This is a genomic window from Ruegeria sp. C2 (assembly GCF_056537765.1).
This window is the reverse complement of record NZ_JBQFRZ010000002.1, coordinates 506,952-527,545: the sequence shown is the minus strand read 5'-3', so window position 1 is coordinate 527,545 and position 20,594 is coordinate 506,952. Positions and strand designations below refer to the sequence as shown.

Annotated in this window: 18 protein-coding genes and 2 tRNA genes; 8 read left to right on the top strand and 12 right to left on the bottom strand. The window is 55.5% G+C overall.

Annotation, left to right across the window (positions count from 1 at the left end; genetic code table 11):
- The first annotated feature begins 144 nt into the window (after positions 1–144).
- Positions 145–657 (top strand): toxin-activating lysine-acyltransferase, encoded by a 513-nt coding sequence (locus ACR0IV_RS12315; RefSeq protein WP_480659395.1) that lies wholly within the window; start codon positions 145–147, stop codon positions 655–657.
- Positions 658–660: 3 nt separating this feature from the next.
- Positions 661–1,581, top strand: a complete 921-nt coding sequence (locus ACR0IV_RS12310) for a Hint domain-containing protein (protein WP_480659393.1) — start codon at positions 661–663, stop codon at positions 1,579–1,581.
- Here the strand turns inward: ACR0IV_RS12310 and modC are convergent.
- From modC to modA, 3 genes are read right to left on the bottom strand one after another with little or no spacing between them, the layout of a single operon-like run.
- The gene (gene modC / locus ACR0IV_RS12305; RefSeq protein ID WP_480659391.1) at positions 1,578–2,675 is read right to left on the bottom strand and encodes a molybdenum ABC transporter ATP-binding protein; all 1,098 of its coding nucleotides are present in this window, start codon (positions 2,673–2,675) and stop codon (positions 1,578–1,580) included. The two genes, ACR0IV_RS12310 and modC, sit on opposite strands and share 4 nt — an antisense overlap.
- The gene (gene modB, locus ACR0IV_RS12300; protein ID WP_480659390.1) at positions 2,672–3,364 is read right to left on the bottom strand and encodes a molybdate ABC transporter permease subunit; all 693 of its coding nucleotides are present in this window, start codon (positions 3,362–3,364) and stop codon (positions 2,672–2,674) included. Before modB ends, modC begins: the two co-directional genes overlap by 4 nt.
- Positions 3,365–3,368: 4 nt before the next feature.
- On the bottom strand, positions 3,369–4,121 hold the full coding sequence (modA, locus tag ACR0IV_RS12295; RefSeq protein ID WP_480659389.1) for a molybdate ABC transporter substrate-binding protein: 753 nt from the start codon (positions 4,119–4,121) through the stop codon (positions 3,369–3,371).
- 356 nt (positions 4,122–4,477) lie between these two features.
- On the opposite strand from modA, the gene ACR0IV_RS12290 reads away from it, so the two are divergent.
- From ACR0IV_RS12290 to ACR0IV_RS12280, 3 genes are all read left to right on the top strand, one after another.
- Positions 4,478–4,553 (top strand) — tRNA-Val (locus ACR0IV_RS12290).
- A 130-nt stretch (positions 4,554–4,683) separates the two neighbouring features.
- Positions 4,684–5,691, top strand: a complete 1,008-nt coding sequence (locus ACR0IV_RS12285) for a tyrosine-type recombinase/integrase (RefSeq protein ID WP_480659387.1) — start codon at positions 4,684–4,686, stop codon at positions 5,689–5,691.
- Between the two features lie 540 nt (positions 5,692–6,231).
- Entirely contained in the window at positions 6,232–7,743 is a 1,512-nt protein-coding gene (locus ACR0IV_RS12280) for a hypothetical protein (RefSeq protein ID WP_480659385.1), read from the top strand.
- Between the two features lie 591 nt (positions 7,744–8,334).
- Here the strand turns inward: ACR0IV_RS12280 and ACR0IV_RS12275 are convergent.
- Positions 8,335–9,285, bottom strand: a complete 951-nt coding sequence (locus ACR0IV_RS12275) for a hypothetical protein (protein WP_480659383.1) — start codon at positions 9,283–9,285, stop codon at positions 8,335–8,337.
- A gap of 3 nt (positions 9,286–9,288) precedes the next feature.
- Positions 9,289–10,209 carry a restriction endonuclease gene (locus ACR0IV_RS12270; RefSeq protein ID WP_480659382.1) on the bottom strand — a complete coding sequence of 307 codons (921 nt, stop codon included), beginning with the start codon at positions 10,207–10,209 and terminating at the stop codon, positions 9,289–9,291.
- 456 nt (positions 10,210–10,665) lie between these two features.
- Here ACR0IV_RS12270 and ACR0IV_RS12265 point away from each other — a divergent pair, with 456 nt between their 5' ends.
- Positions 10,666–14,115, top strand: coding sequence for a class I SAM-dependent DNA methyltransferase (locus ACR0IV_RS12265; RefSeq protein ID WP_480659381.1), 3,450 nt, complete (start codon positions 10,666–10,668; stop codon positions 14,113–14,115).
- 398 nt (positions 14,116–14,513) lie between these two features.
- Here the strand turns inward: ACR0IV_RS12265 and ACR0IV_RS12260 are convergent, their stop codons facing one another.
- The 4 genes from ACR0IV_RS12260 to ACR0IV_RS12245 form a co-directional block, all read right to left on the bottom strand.
- A complete protein-coding gene (locus ACR0IV_RS12260; protein ID WP_480470804.1) occupies positions 14,514–14,753 on the bottom strand; it encodes a hypothetical protein in 240 nt (79 codons plus the stop codon).
- A gap of 540 nt (positions 14,754–15,293) precedes the next feature.
- Positions 15,294–15,370, bottom strand: a tRNA-Arg gene (locus ACR0IV_RS12255).
- A 21-nt stretch (positions 15,371–15,391) separates the two neighbouring features.
- Positions 15,392–15,868: a GNAT family N-acetyltransferase gene (locus ACR0IV_RS12250; RefSeq protein ID WP_480659379.1), complete on the bottom strand. Its 477-nt coding sequence runs from the start codon at positions 15,866–15,868 to the stop codon at positions 15,392–15,394.
- On the bottom strand, positions 15,869–16,180 hold the full coding sequence (locus ACR0IV_RS12245; protein ID WP_480470807.1) for an ETC complex I subunit: 312 nt from the start codon (positions 16,178–16,180) through the stop codon (positions 15,869–15,871).
- Positions 16,181–16,337: 157 nt separating this feature from the next.
- On the opposite strand from ACR0IV_RS12245, the gene ACR0IV_RS12240 reads away from it, so the two are divergent.
- Positions 16,338–16,808: an SRPBCC family protein gene (locus ACR0IV_RS12240; protein ID WP_480659378.1), complete on the top strand. Its 471-nt coding sequence runs from the start codon at positions 16,338–16,340 to the stop codon at positions 16,806–16,808.
- Between the two features lie 77 nt (positions 16,809–16,885).
- Entirely contained in the window at positions 16,886–19,072 is a 2,187-nt protein-coding gene (uvrB, locus tag ACR0IV_RS12235; protein WP_480659377.1) for an excinuclease ABC subunit UvrB, read from the top strand.
- Positions 19,073–19,076: 4 nt separating this feature from the next.
- Here uvrB and ACR0IV_RS12230 read toward each other — a convergent pair whose 3' ends face one another.
- From ACR0IV_RS12230 to ACR0IV_RS12220, 3 genes are all read right to left on the bottom strand, one after another.
- Positions 19,077–19,625 carry an NYN domain-containing protein gene (locus ACR0IV_RS12230; RefSeq protein ID WP_480659375.1) on the bottom strand — a complete coding sequence of 183 codons (549 nt, stop codon included), beginning with the start codon at positions 19,623–19,625 and terminating at the stop codon, positions 19,077–19,079.
- Between the two features lie 224 nt (positions 19,626–19,849).
- On the bottom strand, positions 19,850–20,092 hold the full coding sequence (locus tag ACR0IV_RS12225) for a TFIIB-type zinc ribbon-containing protein (RefSeq protein ID WP_480659374.1): 243 nt from the start codon (positions 20,090–20,092) through the stop codon (positions 19,850–19,852).
- A 135-nt stretch (positions 20,093–20,227) separates the two neighbouring features.
- Positions 20,228–20,518 (bottom strand): antibiotic biosynthesis monooxygenase family protein, encoded by a 291-nt coding sequence (locus ACR0IV_RS12220; protein WP_480659373.1) that lies wholly within the window; start codon positions 20,516–20,518, stop codon positions 20,228–20,230.
- Positions 20,519–20,594 lie beyond the last annotated feature (76 nt).

The window sequence follows — 20,594 nt, the reverse complement described above, 5'->3', positions numbered from 1 at the left end:
TTCAAATAGAAATACATCAGAACAATATAATTGACTCGACCAAGACGTCCATTTCGGTTTCATCTCTGCCGCCCGCCATGAAAATCCTTTCATTGAATATGATGCACGCTATGATCTCGTGTATACGCATTTGCAGGATGGTCAGTGCAGAAACCGTTCCCAAAAGACTGGTTTGATCTTTCGCCCGAAAAATATGCCGATTTCGGCGCGTTGTTCTATCTGGCAGCGCTGACGAAAACACACCGCAACCGTAGCTTGGCGCAGGTTCTGCACGCCTTTGAAACACCCCTCAGGCTGGAGCAGTATCACATCTTCCGTCAAAATGGCTTCCCGCGCGGCTTCGTGACCTTTGCGGGGCTCAGTCCCGAAGCCGAATATCGCTATGCGGTGCGGGAAGAACCTCTGACCGATACCGATTTCACCAGCGGACCATCCTTCTGGATCGTCGATATGGTTGCGCCATTCGGGCAAACGCGCCAGATGGTTAGCATGTTGAAGCGTGAAATCCCCCATCCGCGCGTGCGCACCAACCGCCTCAGCAGTGATATGTCGACCAAACGCATCGTAGAATGGACCCGCGACGCGCAGCACCAGGTGCATATGCGGCTCTACCGTACAACCGAATTTGCAAGTCTGCTGGAACAAGAGAACGGGTAGGCCATGACATCGAACGTAACGATCAGCGGCACCATCACTGGCGACGTAACCGGCTTTCCTCCCAACGTGGCTTCTGGCGATCTCGACGTAACAGCAACGTCGGATTTCGGCACCTTCACCGAGGCCAGTTGGGCGATCTCTGACCCACCGGATTTTGGCACCGCTTCAATCGATCCAGACACTGGTGAGTGGACCTACACCGTCGATCCCACCTTCTTCGACAGTCTTGATGATGGTGACATCGTGCCAGATTCATTCGAGGTCACGGTGACGGCGACCTTCGACAACGGGCTCTTTACCTTCACCGGCACACAAACCCAGATCGTTGACATCACGATCGAGGGTGTCTGCTTCACCTCCGGAACCCTGATCGAGACCGCAAAAGGCGCACGTGCCATCGAAACCTTGCGCGTGGATGATGAAGTCACCACGCTTGATCACGGATTGCAGCCGATACGCTGGATCGAAAGCAGCGCTCTGACACCTGAGCGGCTGCGTGCTAACCCGGCCATGCGGCCCGTGCGCGTGGCTGCGGGAAGTCTTGGCCCCGGCACCCCGGCGCGGGACCTGTTGGTATCGCAGCAGCATCGCATTCTGCTTCGCGGACCTAAGGTTGAATTGTTGTTCGGGACGCCCGAGGTCTTGATCGCGGCCAAACACTTGTGCGCGTGGCCCGGTATCGAGATCGATACCAGCGGCACGCCCGTCGAGTATCTGCACATCCTTCTGGACCGGCACGAAATTCTTGTCGCCGAAGGCGCTTATGCCGAAAGCCTGTATCTGGGTGAGGAAAGCCTTCACACCCTGTCGTCTGAGGCGCTGCAAGAGCTATCGGAGATCTTCCCGGGCGACGCCGGTGCCCAAGGGTTCGGGCGTGCCGCTCGACGTATACTGCGAGAGCATGAGGTTCGGGCGTTGAGTTAACGCAGCTCCACCCGACCGCCAACATCCTGCGGTGCCAGCGCGACAGTTTTGATCACTGCATGGCACACGCTACCAACTTGCAGGCCCAGAGCCGCGACAGAGCGTCGGGTCACCCGCGCCAGAACCACCCCGGCGGGAGTGTTCACCGATACGATGGCCCCCGGCCCCTCGCCCGCGCGGATCGCTTCGATCTGGCCGGACAGTATGTTCAGTGCCGACAGCCCCTCGGGCGGTTTGTTTGACAATATCACTTCCTGCGCAGGAATACGGATACGCAATTCCTCTCCGATCTTATGAGAGATGCGGGGCAGGAACAGGCGCGCACCGCCCGCATCCAATTCGGAGAGGCCATCGTCGTGATGCGCCGCAACGCGGACCTGTAACACCGCGCCCACCGCTCGGACCCCGGCAGGGGCAACCGACGGATCGGCCAAAACCTCGGACGCCGGACCATGGCGCACAGCACGCCCATCCTGTAGCGCCACCACAGATGTCGCCAGCCGCGCAACCTCGGCCGCTGAATGGGTCACATAAAGGATCGGGACCGAGACCTCGTCCCTCAGCCTTTCAAAATAGGGCAGGATTTCAGCCTTGCGTGCCTCATCCAATGCCGCCAACGGCTCATCGGCCAGGATCAGGCGCGGACTGGCAAGCAGCGCCCGCCCAATGGCAACGCGCTGTTTCTCGCCCCCCGACAGCATCGCGGGGCGGCGGTTCAGCAGATGGCCAATGCCCAACATCTCAATCACGCGATCCGGGTTTTCGCGCTGTGCCCCACGTGGGGCGAACCAGCGGCCATAGCTCAGGTTCTGGCGCACGGTCAGATGCGGAAACAGGCGGCCTTCCTGAAAGATATAACCCAGACGCCGCCGATGTGGCGGCAACCAGACGTCACGATCCGTATCAAACAACACCCAATCATCCACCGCAACACGCCCCGCTTCGGGGCGCAGCAATCCAGCCACCGCGTTCACGACCGTGGTCTTGCCCGAACCTGACCGACCAAACAGGACCGTAACGCCAGCAGGCGCGTCGAATTCCAGGTCCAGTGAGATCCCCGGTAGTTGATGTTTCAGACGGACGGACAACCTCATGATCCGGCCACCCGTTGGGCCACACGACGGCCAACATATTCCGACAGCAGAAGTGCACCCATTGCGATGATGATTGAGATGATGACCAACCGCGTTGCCGCCGCCTCGCCCCCCGGCACCTGCAAGAACGCATAGACGGCCGATGGCAGCGTCTGCGTCTGACCGGGGATATTGGAGACAAAGGTGATCGTAGCCCCGAACTCTCCCATCGCTTTGGCAAACGCCAGAATCGCGCCCGCAATGACACCGGGCAAGATCATCGGCAGCGTCACGGTACCAAAAACCATCAGTCGCGAGGCCCCGAGCGTGGCGCCCGCCTGTTCGAGTTTGGGGTCCACCGCCTCAATCGACAGACGGATCGCACGCACCATCAGTGGAAAGGCCATTATCCCGGCGGCCAGCGCTGCCCCGGTCCAGCGGAAAGCAAAGACAATGCCAATCTCGGACAGCGCTTTGCCCAACGGCCCCTGAATACCAAAGGTCAACAGCAACAGATATCCGGTTACGACCGGCGGCAGGATCAAAGGCAGATGCACCAAACCATTCAGCACTTGCCGCCCCGGGAAACGCCAGCGCGCCAGCGCATAGGCTACGAAGATCCCAAAAGGCAGCGTGATCAGTGTCGCCCAGAACGAGACACGCAACGACAGGCGCAACGCCTCCATCTCTGCCGGACCCAGCCAGCCCATTCCGTCACCCTTCGGGCAGGGAGAACCCCTGCCTCAGAAATTCTGCCTGCGCCGCATCACTTTGTAGATAGGTCAGAAACGCGTGTGCCTCAGGGATTGCCGAAACGGTCAGGGCCGCCGGATAGACGATTGCGGGATGGTACTCCGCCGGGATAGCCCCGACCACGCCGACCCGTTCCTCGGCCTTTGCGTCAGAACGATAGACTATGCCCAACGGCGCAGCCCCTGCCGCCACCAGCGCCAGCGCGGCGCGTACATTATCCGTCTGGGCGACCTGGTGCTGAACGTCATTCCACAAATCCAGCCGCTCAAGCGCGGCTTTGCCGTAGATGCCCGCAGGCACTGCATCAACCAACGCCATTGCCAAATACCCGCCATCCAGCTGCGCGATCAAATCGAAACCCACCTCGATTGCGGCGGCGTCGACATCGGGGGCCCCTATCAGAACCAACCCGTTGTTCAGCAAATCCACGCGTGAAGCGTTTTCGATCAAGCCGTCTTCCTGCAGCACATCCATCCAGTCCGTGTTGGCCGATATGAACAGATCCGCCCGAGCCCCCGCCTGAATTTGCCGCGCCAGCACCGAAGAGGCCGCATAAGAGATCGTCACCTCTTGCCCTGTCTCAGCCTCAAACCCCAAAGCAATGGCGTCCAGCGCAGTCTTGAGGCTCGCCGCGGCAAACACCAACATGCCCTCGGCGCGAACCGGGGCCGCAAGCGTTGCGCAAATGGCCAAAGCCGCAAACAGACGGCGCATCCTGTTCCTCCGGTTCAGAGGGTTGCAATCTCTCTGGGCATATCGGAGGCAACATGGGGCAGGCAAGGCCCTTTGCCCATGGACCTAAGATTGCTGCACAATCAGGTGCGCATTTTTATCCCGAAAAGGGTTGCGCAGTTCCGTTACCAAGCGCCAATACACTTCGCCCATTTTGAGCAAACCCATAGATGGATCCGCTAAGGTTTGGGGAGTCCGAATAGTCCCAACCGCTGCCTAAGGCGTCCTCGAAAATGAACATAAGAAAACCTGATCTTCTGCCTGCCGTAAGATATCGTGAAGAATTTCTACCAGACCCTCTTGCACCCAAGCGCAGCCTTGGCTACATCAGCCCTCACGGGTGATTAGCTCAGTTGGTAGAGCGCTTCGTTTACACCGAAGATGTCGGGAGTTCGAGTCTCTCATCACCCACCATTCTTTCCCCACGATGTATCAAGGCCTTACGCGACTAGCACCTTTTGCTGTGCTGCGCATGAAACTGTGTCCGCTGCGCCTCCGCTGCACTTAGACAGAAAAGATGTCTCCAACACAGGAGATATGGGCCATGGCAACAATCGTAAAACGGCCTAGCGGAAAGTGGCAGGCGACGGTTCGGAAGGACGGGCAATCCCGATCCAAGTCCTTTCTAAAGCGTGCTGATGCGACGAAGTGGGCTCGTAAGACGGAGTTGAGCGCCGACAGGGGATTGCTAACCCCAGACCTCAGTGAGAACGCATCCGAGATGACACTTGGTGAAGTGCTGCGAAAATACCGAGATAACATCACGAGCGAGAAACGGTGCGCGGACAATGAAAGTTATGCAATCAACGGGTTCCTGCGTAAGTACTCCAAGTTAGCCACTAAGAAGGTCGGCAAGCTGCGATCCGCTGACTTTGTCCACTATCGTGACCAGCGCATTAAATCCATGAAGGCGGCGACTGTGGTGAGGGAACTGGGTTGGTTGCAGCACGCCCTGGATGTCGCCTGTGAGGATTGGGGGCAGAACCTGCCACAGGGGAACCCAGTCAAGTCTGTACGGCGGCCCAAGATCGACAACCGCCGAGAGAGACGATTGCGGCAGGGAGAATGGCAGGCTTTGCTGGACGCCGTGAACCAAGCTCGGTCTCCGCTGATGAAGCCATTGCTGACGCTTGCTTTGGCAACCGGGATGCGCCGAGGGGAATTGCTGTCGATACAATGGAAGCATGTAGACCTTGAGCGTCGGACAGTGTTCTTGCCCCAAACCAAAAACGGTCGCGCCCGTACAGTGCCTCTCAGCCCGAATGCCGTTGCCGTTTTGATGAACCTGCCACGCGGGAACGACCGGTGTTTGCCCCTGTCTGGTAATTCTGTGCGATTGGCCTTTGAGCGCCTCAGGCAACGGGCAGGCGTGGTAGACCTTACATTTCATGACATTCGACATGAGGCGGTGTCCCGCTTTGTGGAAAGCGGATTATCGTTGGCGCAGGTCCAAATGATCAGCGGACATCGGGATTTGCGGATGCTGATGCGTTACACCCACCTGCAGACCGATGACATCGTGGCAAAGTTGGCAGCCGTCGAACATGCCTAAATCGGCGTGATGCGGTGCAGGGTGGTCGTAGTCTCTCGATGCGTCAGTTTTTGACCGCCCTGCTCCCTATCAAGCGACAACACTGCTCCCCTAGCCTTTTGGCTGTCCCGTGGCTGGCTTTCTGTCCCGCACACATTTGGAAATGGCATTAACCCTTCCTCTTGTGAACACACAGGCGCTAACCCTCCGTCTTGTGAACTAACAAGCGTTGCCAATCCCTCATTTGTGCAAAACCCCTCCCTCATTTGAGCATACAGGTTTCGCTTGGTCAGTGTTGATCGGGTTACTTTGACAACTTGGACCTACGTCACTCCAATGCGAGTGGAGTAAGTTGCCGTTAAAGGCATAGAAATAAAAGATAAATCACGACAACCTGTAAGCAAAGGTACTGAAAAGAGGGCTATTAATCCCTCTAGTTTAGCCATTGCGTGTTCACCGGGATTTTCTCCCACTCGCCCCAACGGGGCAATTCCATTTGCTCGGTATCCATCAGAGCACATTCCCCAAACTGGTCCAATGGGCCGAACACAGGAGGCTTATATGCCCCATATCACTATTGCCGATAAACCCTGTGGCTATGGCAAATCCACAGAAATCAACCGCAGCTTCAAAAAGTCGGAGAAGTATATCGCCGTTTTACCCTACCTAAGTGAGGTGGAACGCTTTATCAAAGGTGCTCGAAAAGATTCCGACTTCATCCTCACACAGCCTATTTGTAATGGCGGCAACAAAAGTGATCACTGCGAGAAGTTGATCCGAGCGGGCAAGTCAATCGCTTGTACTCACGCTCTTTTCTACCGGCTTGGAGCTATGGCAACCCAAAGCACGGGCGTTGCAAGATGTACTGAGTTCGACGGCAACGGCAAACCGACCATCGAAGTCGATCACTTACTTGATGGATACAACCTCATCATTGACGAGGTCGTAAACCCCTTCGAGGTAGACCAGACAGTCCGAAAGGTTGACTTTGACACAGCTTACCTAGGTCTTGGCATGGCAGTAGAGGAGCCTGACGGACGTATTGTTCCGACGGAAAAGTGGGATGAGCTGTACCGCAAAGGGAACAAGACATTTGACCGATCACTCTATGACAAAGCCAAGTCGGGCGCACTGTATCGCATAAGCGAGGCGCTGTTCGTCCTCGCAATTCCCAAAGAACTTCTGCTCAAGCCCAAATCCGTAACGATTTACACGTACCTTTCAGAAGGATCGGTGCTGCTGCAGTTCCTGCAAAAGCTGCAGAACGACCATCCCGACTCGTTCACTCTGGAGGTGCAGCGTCTAGACAAAGAAGTCGAAGCTGTGTGGCGAGAAGACGTTGCTGGCGCACTGACGGTTCTTTCCATACCGGAGTTGGAGACCCAAAAGTGGACACATAGCGCACAGCTAGACAAGATCAAAACGCATCAACAGTGTACTTCGATTGGCCACAAGCTACGCAAGTTCAAGGATAGAGAACTGTATGGCGTAGACCCCAGAACCGTTATGCTGACCTGCGCACGTGGTCTGTGGCATGACGCAGCGACAGGACAAAAGCCAAAGGCAGGCAGGCTCTCAAAGCATACGCGTATGTTTGGGCGCGCCTTGAAGGAAGAGGTGTACAACAAGGACACAGAGGTTGTTGATGAGATATGGACCACAAACGGCGTTAAATTCGTACCCAACACCACACGTGGGACCAATGACCACATAGGGTGCACAACAGCAGTGTATCTCTATGATCAACACCCCAACCCGCAACTGTTGACCTTCCTAGGCATGAAGCGCGACAGCAAGGAGGCTCATAGCTTCTCTGATGCTTATGCGTTGACCGAACTGGTGCAGTGGCTATTCCGGTCTGCAATACGTGTGGGTGGGCTAAATGGCACCGAACGCGCCTACACACCAAGACGTAGAGTTACGCTCTACATACCATCTCGGAGAATGCGGAACCTACTGCTGAACTGGCTGCTTTCGGGTGAGGTCAATAGTGCACAGGTTTGTGCCAACGGGCAGAGGCAGAAAGAGTTGCTTGCCCGGTTGGAAGGTCGTCAGGTGGCGGCAGCAGCATAATGCCGTTTGACATAGCAGCGGAACAGACGTTCCTAACTCGTGAAGAGGCCGCCTTGCGCGGCCTTTCTCGTTTCTGGACGGGTCGTCCTTGTAAGTATGGGCACATGGCCGAGCGGTACGTCAGCAATCGCCAATGTGTACAGTGCAACGCTGAGAAAACGGTCGAGCGGGATCGGAGGTGTCGAGCAATCGATCCATCTTACCGTATGTTCAGGTCAGTACAGAACCGGTCAGGTCAGGTTTTGAGGGGCGAGGCCAGCCCGTCTCGGGCAGTCGGTTGCTCGCATGCGGCCTTAAAGAGGCACATAGAGGCCCGGTTCACAGATGGCATGACTTGGGACCGGTATGGTCAATGGGAGGTGGACCACATAACCCCACTCTCGGCTGCACAGTGTTTGGAGCACCTCATCGAACTTTGCCACTACAGCAACCTGCAACCTCTTTGGAAGCGGGACAACCTAGCAAAGGGCGGGGCGTAAGCCTCGCCCGTGCGGGTTAGAATCTATCTTCTTTGTTCGCTGGGTGCGTCAGCAATCGGATAGGACCAGCCGCTGCCGACCCAAAAATTTATGGTTACTAAGAAAAACACTTTCACTGACTCAACGACGTGATCACCGCCTTCACTAAATCGTATGCCGCACCGCCGCAGACACCGGTCGCAACAACGGTGGCAACGCTTCGATGGATGAAGGCCCCCAATCGGCTACGTTTGTAATACTCCATTGGTGGAAATAGCCACCTAGCATATTGGAACAAGAACCGGGCTAGCAATAGCGACAGCAGCAACCCGTAGATGCCAAGGATAACGTTGAGGAAAATTGTCTGCTGCTCAAGCCACCCGCTGGCGGACGCCGCATATTTGTAGAACAGCCATATCACCGCAGGCAAGAAAGCGAGATAGATGATGTAGTCATAGGCTCCCGAACCATGGATGATAGGGCGAGCAGCCTTACGCTTTTTGAAGAAGCCATCAATCTTCTGAGCGGTTGAGATTACCCAATCCTCATCCCGCCCAGCAACATTAATCACACTGCGGTTCTCAGTCGGATTGGAAGGTAACGATTGCAAGTCGATCTTCAAAGACGGCTTCTCGAAGCTCAGGAATACTTCAACAGTATTTAAGGGGCGAAGGTTGATCGAACGCTCCGCATATGCCGCGTTCGAAGCGAACAGCGACTGCAGGTCGTCGGGGAAAGCTCTCTCGTCAGTCCTCGGTATTCCTAGGCCCTGCATCGAGTCGCCGTTGCTCGCCACGTAGTTGTACTCGATAGGCACTAGCTCATTAACACGGGTTTTTGCCTGCTCCGGGCTTTCAAAAGTACTGAGGTCGAGCCTGCTATACTCAATCTCCTTGGCTCTTTCATTCACCTCAACGAGCAGTTCGCAGAACTCTTTCAAGTCCTCAGCCGACAATACGAGGTTGGTGGGTTTGAGATCACGCCGATAAACCGGTACTCGGATCGGCTGATCTGCGTGTAACTGTGCCTGCTGTGGCACCTTTTCTTCGACGACATCAGGTAGTGTTTCTTCGTGCTCGTTCATCGGTCAGCTTGCCGCCTCATCGAAGTAGCCTTCGTCAATCTGCTTTATGTGAAGCACATCTTTGTCGCGGCATCCTATATTGTATTTGATCATCAACTTAGCGAGTTGCGGGCCATCAATAAGTACAATCCGCGACCCTAAGTCCTTGGCCGTCTGTTCCGCAGCATCCGTGAAATGTGACGTGGTCACGAAGATACCCTTCGTCGCTTTCTTAAGGTTCAATGCTCCGTAGAAGTCGCGAATATCGCCCGGCCCCACGCTGTTGGCAGAACTATAACGCTTCGCTTGAAGATAGATTTGGTCTACGCCAAGCGGGTCCTGATCAATTACACCATCCACACCATTGTCGCCCGATTGCCCGAGCGCGCGCCCTGCTTCCTCGGACGTGCCTCCGTATCCCATTGCGATCAGCAGGTCTATTATCAGGTTCTCAAAGAACACTGGCGACGCCAACCGCACGTTGTCGAGCAAGTTGGCAGCTAGGGCAGACTCAAGTTTTTTGTGCGCTGCCTGCAAGTCTTCATCGGGTGTATTGGCTGGTGTTTCGGCTCCTGCCTCCGAGCCAGTTTCTTGAGCATTTTCTTTCCCGCGTGCTTTGAATTCCTGAAACTCGTCGAACTGCTCAAGGTACTTTGAGTCCAGTGAAATCGTCGGATCAACCAGAACTGACTTGCCTCGATCCGTCAATTCGTACCAGCCCCTCCGAGTGTTGCGCACCAAGCCCGCTTGTTTCATATACGAGCGCGCCCAATGAACTCGATTTGCAATCGTTGTTTGCTTTCCGCTTGGCAACATTTGCTTGCGTTCTTCATCGCTTAATTCAAGACGCCTTGAAATCTCTTCAACCACGTCGGCCACTTTCCGTGGTCCATTTTGGGCGCACTCCAATACTGGGCGCATAAGCGACTGATAATCGGGGATCATACCTGCTCACCTCAAATTCTTTGTGCACATAATAGGGTGGCACCCGTCGCGCATAAACCTCTGGCGTGCAAGGGACTACCAAAAAAACAACTCAATCTGTACCAGATTCCCGAGTATCGGCAGTGAAGTCGACTAAATGTTTCTTCGCGCAAACACGTTTGCAAGAACATTTGGTCGAGAGGCCTGCTGGACTTCGACTTCATCTACCGTGGCCTCGGCACACACACCAATCCGCATTATACGGTTTGGACTGCCTAATAAAATTCCGCAATTTCCGTCTCTGCAATCTTTCTGGAGTCGCGGAGACCAGCAATACTATGCTGCAACAACTTCGCCCGCGATGAGGAAAAGATCTTCTTTGAACTTCAAGCCTCGCGCGAATAATCCAAGAATTGCAGTATCCTAAGTTGCGTGTCTTAATGCGGGTTACGGATAAAGACTCTGAAAGTTGAAGATTTGGACATCAACCAATTTATTGAAAGATGGGCAGCGTCAGGAGGCAGCGAGATTGCGACTGCCCAAACCTTCGCCATTGAACTCACCGACCTACTGGGCGTTGCGCGACCCAACGTCTCAGACGCAGACGGGGATTTTCTGGACTACCGCTTCGAACGCCCCGTTACCTTGACCCACACAGGCCGCAAACGGAACGGACGGATCGACCTCTATAAACGGGGGCACTTTATCCTTGAGGCCAAGCAGTTCGTATCTGCCAGCACGTCAGATCAATCCACTCTCGAGTTGTTCCTCGAAAAAGACGCCCCCAAGCAGGCGGGACACGGCAAGCGTGGCACTACCAAGTTTGACGATACGATGCTCAAGGCCCGTAACCAAGCAGACAACTACGCAAGGGCAGTTGCCAAAGAGGACGGTTGGCCACCCTTCTTGATGATCGTTGATGTGGGCCACGTAATCGAACTCTATGCGGATTTCTCGGGACAAGGGCAAGGGTACAACCAATACCCCGACGGGAACCGATACCGAATAAAACTAGAGGACCTGCGCCAAGGTGAAACGCAGGACCTGCTGCGCAAGATTTGGACCGATCCCTACAGCCTTGATCCATCATTAAAGTCCGCCGAGGTCACACGAGAGATAGCAGGACACCTTGCGGAGTTGGGTAAGAGCTTCGAAGCTCAAGGCCATGAAGGACATGCTGTTGCCCGGTTCCTGATGCGCTGCCTGTTTTCCATGTTCGCCGAAGACGTGGACCTGATCCCCGAACGCAGCTTCACTGAGTTGCTGATCAAGCTGCGCGGGCAACCCGAGAAAGCCAAACCTATGCTTGAAGGGCTATGGCAGACAATGAACGCAGGTGGCTTTTCCCAAGCCCTGATGTCTGACCTCAAACGCTTCAACGGTGGTCTTTTCAAAGAGGCAGACGCACTGCCCCTCGACAATCTGCAACTAGGCCTGTTGATAGAAGCGGCGGAAGCGGACTGGAAGCAGGTAGAGCCTGCGATTTTCGGCACGCTGCTGGAACGCGCGTTGGACAAAAAGCAGCGCCACAAGCTGGGCGCGCATTATACCCCTCGGGCTTATGTGGAACGTTTGGTGACACCAACGATTATGGAACCTCTGCGAGAGGATTGGCGCAACGTGCAGGCCGGGGTGCAGCGCTTGACTGCGGATGGTAAGGACGGGGCCGCGCTGAAACTGGTTAAGGATTTCCACCACCAGCTCTGTGAAACAACTGTGCTGGACCCAGCATGTGGATCGGGCAATTTTCTTTATGTTGCGCTAGAGATGATGAAGCGGCTAGAGGGTGAAGTCACGGCCCTAATCCATGAGTTGGGGGAAAGTCAGACCAGTTTCATCACAATCGACCCGCACCAGTTCCTAGGAATCGAGTTGAATCCATGGGCAGCCAACGTTGCGGAACTGGTGTTGTGGATCGGTTATCTGCAATGGCATTTCCGAACTCACGGCACTGCGTCGCCCTCGGAACCTGTGCTTCGTGACTTTAGGAATATCACTAACGCTGATGCAGTGCTGGAATGGGAAGATCGTACGCCCCGTATGGATGATCAGGGCAACCCCGTGACCCGATGGGATGGGGTGACAACGATCATGCACAACGTCACTGGTGAAGAGGTGCCAGACCCTACCGCCCGCGTGCAGGTCTACGACTACAGCAAGCCTAAAGCGACGGTCTGGCCCGAGGCGACGTTTATCGTAGGCAACCCGCCGTTTATTGGGAAAGGCGCAATTTTGCGAGAAGCCTTGGGGGATGGGTATGTAGAAGCCTTATGGGAAGCTTATCCCAAGGTCCCACAAAGCGCCGATCTAGTGATGTATTGGTGGGAAAAAGCTGCACTGGCAACGCGAGCCTATGATTCAAGAAAGGGCGCGGGCACTCGTCGCTTTGGCCTTATCACCACCAACAGCCTGCGCCAGACATTTAATCGCCGAGTTCTGGAGCCGCATCTGAATGACCCGAAAAGGCCGCTCTCGCTGCTGTTTGTTGTGCCTGATCATCCATGGGTCGATACACTGTATGGGGCGGCAGTGCGGATTGCCATGACCGTGGGAGGGAAAGGCAGTCGGGATGGTAGACTTCTAACCGTAACCTCTGAGGGCAAACAGGATCGGGCCGAAGCAGACGGCAAGCCCGTCACATTTGATAGAAAATCCGGAAAGGTATTTGCCAATCTACAAATCGGTGCAGATGTTGCAGGAGCTAAGGCGTTGCAGTCCAACTCTGGATTATCATCGAACGGAATGATGCTAGCTGGACAAGGATTTATCATTAAGAAGAGCAATCGTGCTGCGATCGGTATCGGTCGCCGTTCCGGTTTGGAAAATTATGTCGGGCCATATGTAAAAGGTAGAGAATTTAACCAGCTAATGGCTGGCAACTATGTCATCGACTTTTTTGGGCTAAATGAAGAACAGGTCAGAGATCGATACCCAGAGGCATACCAACATCTCAAAGATCATGTTTGGCCGGAACGATCAGTAAAGTCGGATAAAGCATTCAGAGAAAAATGGTGGCTATTCGGGCGAGTACGAAGTGATTTTCGCCCGGCTTTGGATGGGGTACCCCGTTTCATAGCAACAACAGAGACCTCGAAACACCGCATGTTTCAATTTCTCGATGCAGGCACACGTCCAGATCATATGTTAATCGCGATTGCCTTGCCTAACGCAGAAGCACTAGCAGTTTTATCAAGCAGGCAACACGTTGTCTGGTCCTTAGCAGCAGGCGGACGGTTAGGCGTTGGGAATGATCCTCGCTACAACAAGTCGCGCTGCTTTGACCCCTTCCCATTCCCAGACCTCAAAGACGCCCATAGAGCCAAGCTTCGCACCCTCGGGGAAGAACTAGATGCTCACCGAAAACACCAACAGGCGGCGCATCCCAAACTGACGCTGACGCAGATATACAATGTCCTCGAGAAACTTCGTGCGAACGATGTGATCGAAGGCAAGGACAGAGAGATTTACGATCAGGGTCTCATCGGCATTTTGCGAGATCTGCATGATCAGATCGACGCCGCTGTGGCCGAAGCCTATGGCTGGCCTGCAGACCTCTCGGATGAAGAAATTTTGTTCAAGCTCGTCGCTCTCAACCATGAACGTGCCGAAGAAGAGGCACAAGGTCACATTCGCTGGCTGAGACCTGACTATCAGAACCCATCCGGCGCTGTGGCTGAGGTGGGCAAAACTTCGGAAATGGATTTGGGCGCAAAACCCAAGGCAGAGAAAAAACCTCCATGGCCAAAAACCCTGCCCGAACAAATCGCCTCCGTGCGCGAGGTATTGGAGCAGTTGGGTGAAGCAACCCCCGACCAGATCGCACGCAACTTTGCCAGAGGCCGCAAATCCGCCGTACAGCCCTTGCTGGAGGCCCTCGCAGCATTGGGCGAGGCCGAAGAGACCGAAGAGGGTCGCTACGCAGCTTGAGGGCGCGAGGTGATCATAAATTTCCGGCACATTTTTTCGTGCTCCTATCTATGACTTCCCGCACCCGAGTTTCCCCCATAGCCCCCTATTCCGCTGCGCCTCCGCTGCACTTACGCTGCAATCTAGGCGATCCTGTCGGAGTGCGTTAGTCGGCTTGCTGATGTGGGGACTTGCGTACTCGTCGCGGGTGTGAAATGTATAAAGCACTGACAACACAAGACATCTTACTAATGCGATGTTAGTGGCGGCAGTGGAATACAGTACCTTGTTGCACGTGCGGATTGGGTTAGAGCGCTTCGTTTACACCGAAGATGTCGGGAGTTCGAGTCTCTCATCACCCACCATTCCATCAAGCTTTGGGTACATTGCCTCTGGGTTCGCGGATATAGGTTCACGCTTCAGCTATTTCTGGCCGATTTACCCCGCTCGATTTCAGCGAGCTGTGCGAACATTTCGGCACGGTCATCTGCCGTTAACTCGGCTGGCATATACATCCGCACCTGACCGCGCCCGCAAGGGGTGTCAAAAACAAGCTCCGCAGTATTGGCCGCTGATGTCATGGTGAGCTTGCCGATCCTACTGATCTGGTCATCACCATCATACCCACCGGCAGCAAAGATAGATTTGCTGTCGAACATCCTGAAACCTCCGTCTCCGCTCATCTCCTGAGTTGGTTACGGACGGCCTTCAATCCAAATTAGTTTTTGTTAATGCGCTTGAGATGCACCACCGGGGATCATTCTTCGATGTTCGGCAGCATCGGCCATAACAGTCGTACACGGCGTTCTACCACTATCGATCCAGGCCGTTTTCAGACAGCCGAAATCAGGGCACTTGCGGCACCGATAAACCCGGCAAACGCCACGACGCTTGCCAGAATTATGCAGACAACTTCCAACGCACTGAGTTTCATCTTGGCCCCCACCAAATTCAGCATGCTTGGCTTACGGCAATGCGTGAGCGCCGAAAAGAGAGGCTTTCTTTACGTTGCGGAATGTTGCCGCGTGCACGGCGCAGAATCGCTTAGGCACGTGTCTTACGACCGTTTCGAATTTGGTTCGACGCTTGACCTGTAGCTTTCCTGCATCAGTCGATCCGATTGATCGTCGATGCCAGCAATTCCGCGGCCCAATCCGGATGCACATCAACGGAGATATACGGTCAAAATCCAAGTTTGATGGCGATCCCTGAAGGACTCGAACCCTCAACCTGCTGATTAGAAGTCAGCTGCTCTATCCAGTTGAGCTAAGGGACCGCTGCGCCCTTCTTGCGGTTTTTACGACCCGGGTTCAAGGGCCAAGCGCATGAAAGCACTGTTCGGATCGGGCTCGTAGCCATGGATCGGGTCGCAATAGCCGTAGCCCAATGTTTCATAGAGCCGACGCGCGGCGTCATAGGCGGGTAAATGGGCCGCGCCGGTTTCCAGAACCAGCGCCGTAGTGCCTTCGGTACGGGCCAGATCCGCCAGATGAATCATCATCACGCGTGCCAGCCCCCGTCCTCGCGCGGAGGACAGGATATGAACCGATTTCACCTCCGCCGTGCCATCCGGCAAAGCCTTGAGCGCGCCGCAACCCAAAGGTTTGCCTGATTCATACAGCGCCCAGAAACGAATCCCCGGACCAGCAAGTGACGCGGCATCCATGGTATGGTTGCTCTCGGCCGGTCCAGCCGTTTCGCTATGGGCGAAATGCGCCTCGACCAGCGGGCGCAAGGCGTCCGATGTCGGGTCGGCTTCGCGGATTTCGATCACTTAGTGTGTCCAGGGCGTGCGCCGGTCAGTCGCGAAATTCTCGCCGTAGCCACGCGCGCGCAGGTTCGGCTTGCGTTTGTGCGGCTCACTGACCTGCACCTCGATACCGTTGTCCTTGGCATAGTCCAACGCCTCTTCCCTGGTATCAAACTTAAGGCGCACCTGAGTTTGCGTATCGTTGGATGAGGTCCAGCCCATCAGCGGATCAACTTCACGCGCCGACGCAGGAGCATACTCCAGAACCCACTTACGGGTCTTGGCCATCCCCGAGGTCATCGCGTTTCGCGAAGGCTGGTAAATCCGTGCGCGCATGTCGCCTCTCCGTACTCACTTGGCTGAAACTGTTTATGCGTCAGAGCGCGCGCCGGGACAAGATGACAATTGTCGCGGATGCCATGGAAATGCTGATGTCAGGAACTGTCATCAGGTGGAGCTATTTACGGCACGAACCCGCGACAAGGACAGCAAGATGATTCACCACGAACGCCACTTCGACATCAACGCTCGACCTGAAGACATATGGGCCATCCTCAGCCGCTTCATGCATATCGACGACTTCGCTCCGCAGGTGACATCGGTGGATGCTTTGACCGAGGGATCGGATGGCGTCGGATCGAAACGTCGGTGTCACTTCGCGAACGGCACATCATTGGTTGAAGAAGTGACGGATTGGCAGGTCAACCGAGGCTACACCGTGCGGCTGTCGCAGATGGCGATGCCTCTGCACGAGGCGCAGGCAACGATTGTCATCACACCGCTATCCAACACCCGTAGCCGTGTTATCTGGAGCATGGATTTCCGCGTGAAATATGGCCCACTCGGCTGGTTGATGGGGCAAATCCTGTTGAAGATGATGATAGGCCGCGTGCTGGCCGAGAACCTGTCCGCTTTGGCGGCGAAGGTTCAAACGCACCCCGACGCTCAACACCGGACCGCATAGCAGGAAATGAATCCAGATCAGACCTTGCAGACGGACAAAATAAGAACAAATGTAGGGGCCTGACCCGGAGCTTGCCTATGCCATACGCCCATTCCGACAAAACCCAACTGACTGCTGAAGACGTGCGCACCCGCCTGAAGCTGGAGGGCGGCAAGCAGTTCGTCATGCATACCGAATTCAATCCCGCGGGCGACCAACCCACGGCGATCAAAGAGCTGGCGGGCGGCGTGAATGATGGTGAGCGAGATCAGGTTCTGCTGGGTGCGACCGGCACAGGCAAGACCTTCACAATGGCCAAGGTGATCGAGGAAACGCAGCGCCCCGCCATCATCCTTGCGCCCAACAAGACGTTGGCAGCGCAGCTCTATGGGGAATTCAAGGGGTTCTTCCCGGAAAACTCGGTTGAGTACTTTGTGTCCTACTATGACTACTACCAGCCCGAGGCCTATGTGCCGCGCTCGGACACCTATATCGAGAAAGAATCCCAGATCAACGAACAGATCGACCGGATGCGCCACTCGGCCACCCGTGCGCTGTTGGAACGTGATGACGTGATCATCGTGGCTTCGGTCTCGTGCATCTACGGTATCGGTTCGGTCGAGACCTATGGAGCGATGACACAGGATCTGAAGGTGGGTCATGAGTATGACCAGAGGCAGGTGATGGCTGATCTGGTCGCCCAACAGTACCGCCGCAACGATCAGGCTTTCCAGCGCGGGTCCTTCCGGGTGCGTGGCGATTCCCTGGAAATCTGGCCGGCCCACCTTGAGGACCGTGCTTGGAAATTCTCGTTCTTCGGCGAGGAACTGGAAACCATCACCGAGTTCGACCCGCTGACCGGCGAACGCGCGGCAACGATGGAGCAGGTGCGGGTCTATGCGAATTCGCACTACGTCACGCCGAAGCCAACGATGAATCAAGCGATCATTGGGATCAAAAAGGAACTCCGCATCCGGTTGGATCAGCTGGTCGGCGAGGGCAAGCTGCTGGAAGCTCAAAGGCTGGAACAGCGTACGAACTTCGATCTGGAAATGCTCGAGGCCACCGGCGTCTGTAACGGGATCGAGAACTACTCACGCTACCTCACGGGCCGTGCGCCGGGCGAACCGCCGCCAACCCTGTTCGAATTCATTCCGGACAACGCGATTGTCTTCGCCGACGAGTCCCATGTCAGCGTCCCGCAGATCGGCGGTATGTATCGGGGCGACTACCGGCGCAAGTTCACGCTGGCGGAACACGGGTTCCGCCTGCCGTCCTGCATGGACAACCGACCTTTGAAGTTCGAGGAATGGGACGCAATGCGCCCGCAATCCGTCTTTGTCTCGGCCACCCCGGCGAAGTGGGAGATCGAACAGACCGGCGGTGTCTTCACCGAACAGGTCATCCGCCCCACCGGCCTCTTGGACCCCGAGGTCGAAATCCGCCCGGTGTCGATGCAGGTGGACGACCTGCTGGACGAGGTGCGCAAGGTGGCCGCCAACGGATTCCGCACGCTGGTGACAACGCTGACCAAACGCATGGCCGAGGACCTGACCGAATACCTGCACGAACAGGGCATCAAAGTTCGCTACATGCACTCGGATATCGACACGCTGGAACGGATCGAAATCCTGCGTGACTTGCGGTTGGGGGCTTTCGACGTGCTGGTCGGGATCAACCTGCTGCGCGAAGGGCTCGATATCCCCGAATGCGGGCTGGTCGCCATTCTGGACGCGGATAAAGAGGGCTTCCTGCGCTCAGAAACCTCGCTGATCCAGACCATCGGCCGCGCCGCGCGGAACGCTGACGGGCGGGTGATCATGTATGCCGACAAGATCACCGGCTCGATGGAGCGCGCCCTGGGTGAAACCAACCGCCGCCGCGCCAAACAGCTCGCCTATAATCAGGAACACGGCATCACGCCTGAGACAGTGAAGAAGAATGTCGAGGATGTTCTGGCCGGTCTCTACGAAGGCGACGTCGACATGAACCGCGTCACCGCCACCATCGACAAACCGATGCACGGCGCGAATTTGGAAGCCCATCTGGATGGGTTGCGCGAGCAGATGCGCAAAGCCGCCGAGAACCTCGAATTCGAAGAGGCTGCCAACATCCGGGACGAGATCAAACGTCTGGAAGCGGTCGACCTCGCCGTCGCCGACGACCCCATGGCCCGCCAATGGGCAGTCGAGAAAGCCTCGGAAGACGCCGTGAAATCGCGGGGGAGGTCAACGGCTGGCAGGCCGGGGCAAAGGGGCGGAAATGTGAAGCGGCGGAAGCGGTAGTCACTCACTTCAAGTGCACCTGTTTGTTTTTGATACTTCCCCTCAAGAATAACTCTTGCTGATTCAATTGGGGAAAACACTCATGCCAGTCTCTGAATCGATCGTTTGTGACTATGCGTGCTCCCAACGTCGCCGCATCTCTGATCAGCAACGGATCAGCAGGTGATCCTTTTGGCGCAACCGAAATCCGACGCGCTGGATATCGGAGGGCTTTCGAAAGCTCGGCAGAATTCATGTATTGATCGGCGACCAAGTAACCGACATTCGCATCGAACCATAGTAATGGCTCGAACCCGTCGGTAAGTAGCTTTTCGATCACCAGTTTAGCCGAATGCAAAGCTGGTTCATTATCCGCCCAATAAAGCACATTCGAACCATCAACTACGACCCATTTACTCCTTTTAGCAATCTTTAGACGCAGTAACAAAATTATGGCTGCGACAATGCCTGCTGCCCCAATAAGCAGCGGTAGTGTTAAAATTGGGCCGAAAGTCATCACAGACCAAAAACTAACAGCGGCGGAAACGAATAGAAAAAGCTGAAGTTTAATCATTCTAAGGTTGATAGCAAATATGCAGGGCTCTGCAATACAATAAGCCCGCCGTCTCAGAAGACTAAAAACACTTCAAATTTGCAGCAAGCAGGCTGATGGGCTTCCCACCCGTCAGCCTGCTTGCATCCATAGGAACCCAAGCACCATTCACGAATTGCGCGGTGTAAGAACGAACCCGCCCTGAAACCTTCAAAGGCCAAGATACCAAGGGCAGTTCTTCGGGCTCAAAAATCGAACAGGTCGTCCAGAAACCCGCCGCGTTTCTTTTTCTTTCGATACCCGTGATCGGACCGGTCATCATAGCCTCGTTGCGGCGGCGGCGGTGGTGCATGGGCGGCAGATCGTTCGATGATTTTGTCCAACTCTCCACGGTCCAACCAAACGCCACGACATTGCGGGCAATAGTCGATCTCGACCCCGCTCCGTTCCGTGATCACCAGCTGAGTTCCATCAATCGGACATTGCATCAAACGCTCTCCCTTTGCTCTGTTGAACAGATGGGAACGCGCGGTGCGTTTTTAACCCTGGTGCGACCGCACGTCCCGCGCCTCGGGGCATCTGTGTTGTGCGATCAAAGGGCGGGGATATCCCCGCCCAGCTGATCACCCCTTATCCCAATGGGCAACCACATCGTATCCAACCGGTGTTGGGGGGCCTTCCAGATATTCCGCAAACTGCCCCCATAGCTCGGCCACTTTGGGCGCGTTCGCGTTCGAGGTCGCCTCGCTCTCGACCACCGAGATCACATAGCCCGAGCCGTCCTCGTTCATCACATTGGTAAAGCTGTGCATGCCGGGCATGCCCATGATTTCGGATTTCAATTCATTCATTTTCTCCGTCGCCGCCTCACGCGAGCCGGGCTTCATTTTGTATTGGGTAATACGTGCAAACATCACTTTCCTCCCTCGTCTGGCGAAATTGCCATAGGACGTGACCGGAACGGCCGCGCCGCGCGCAACGTAACATAGC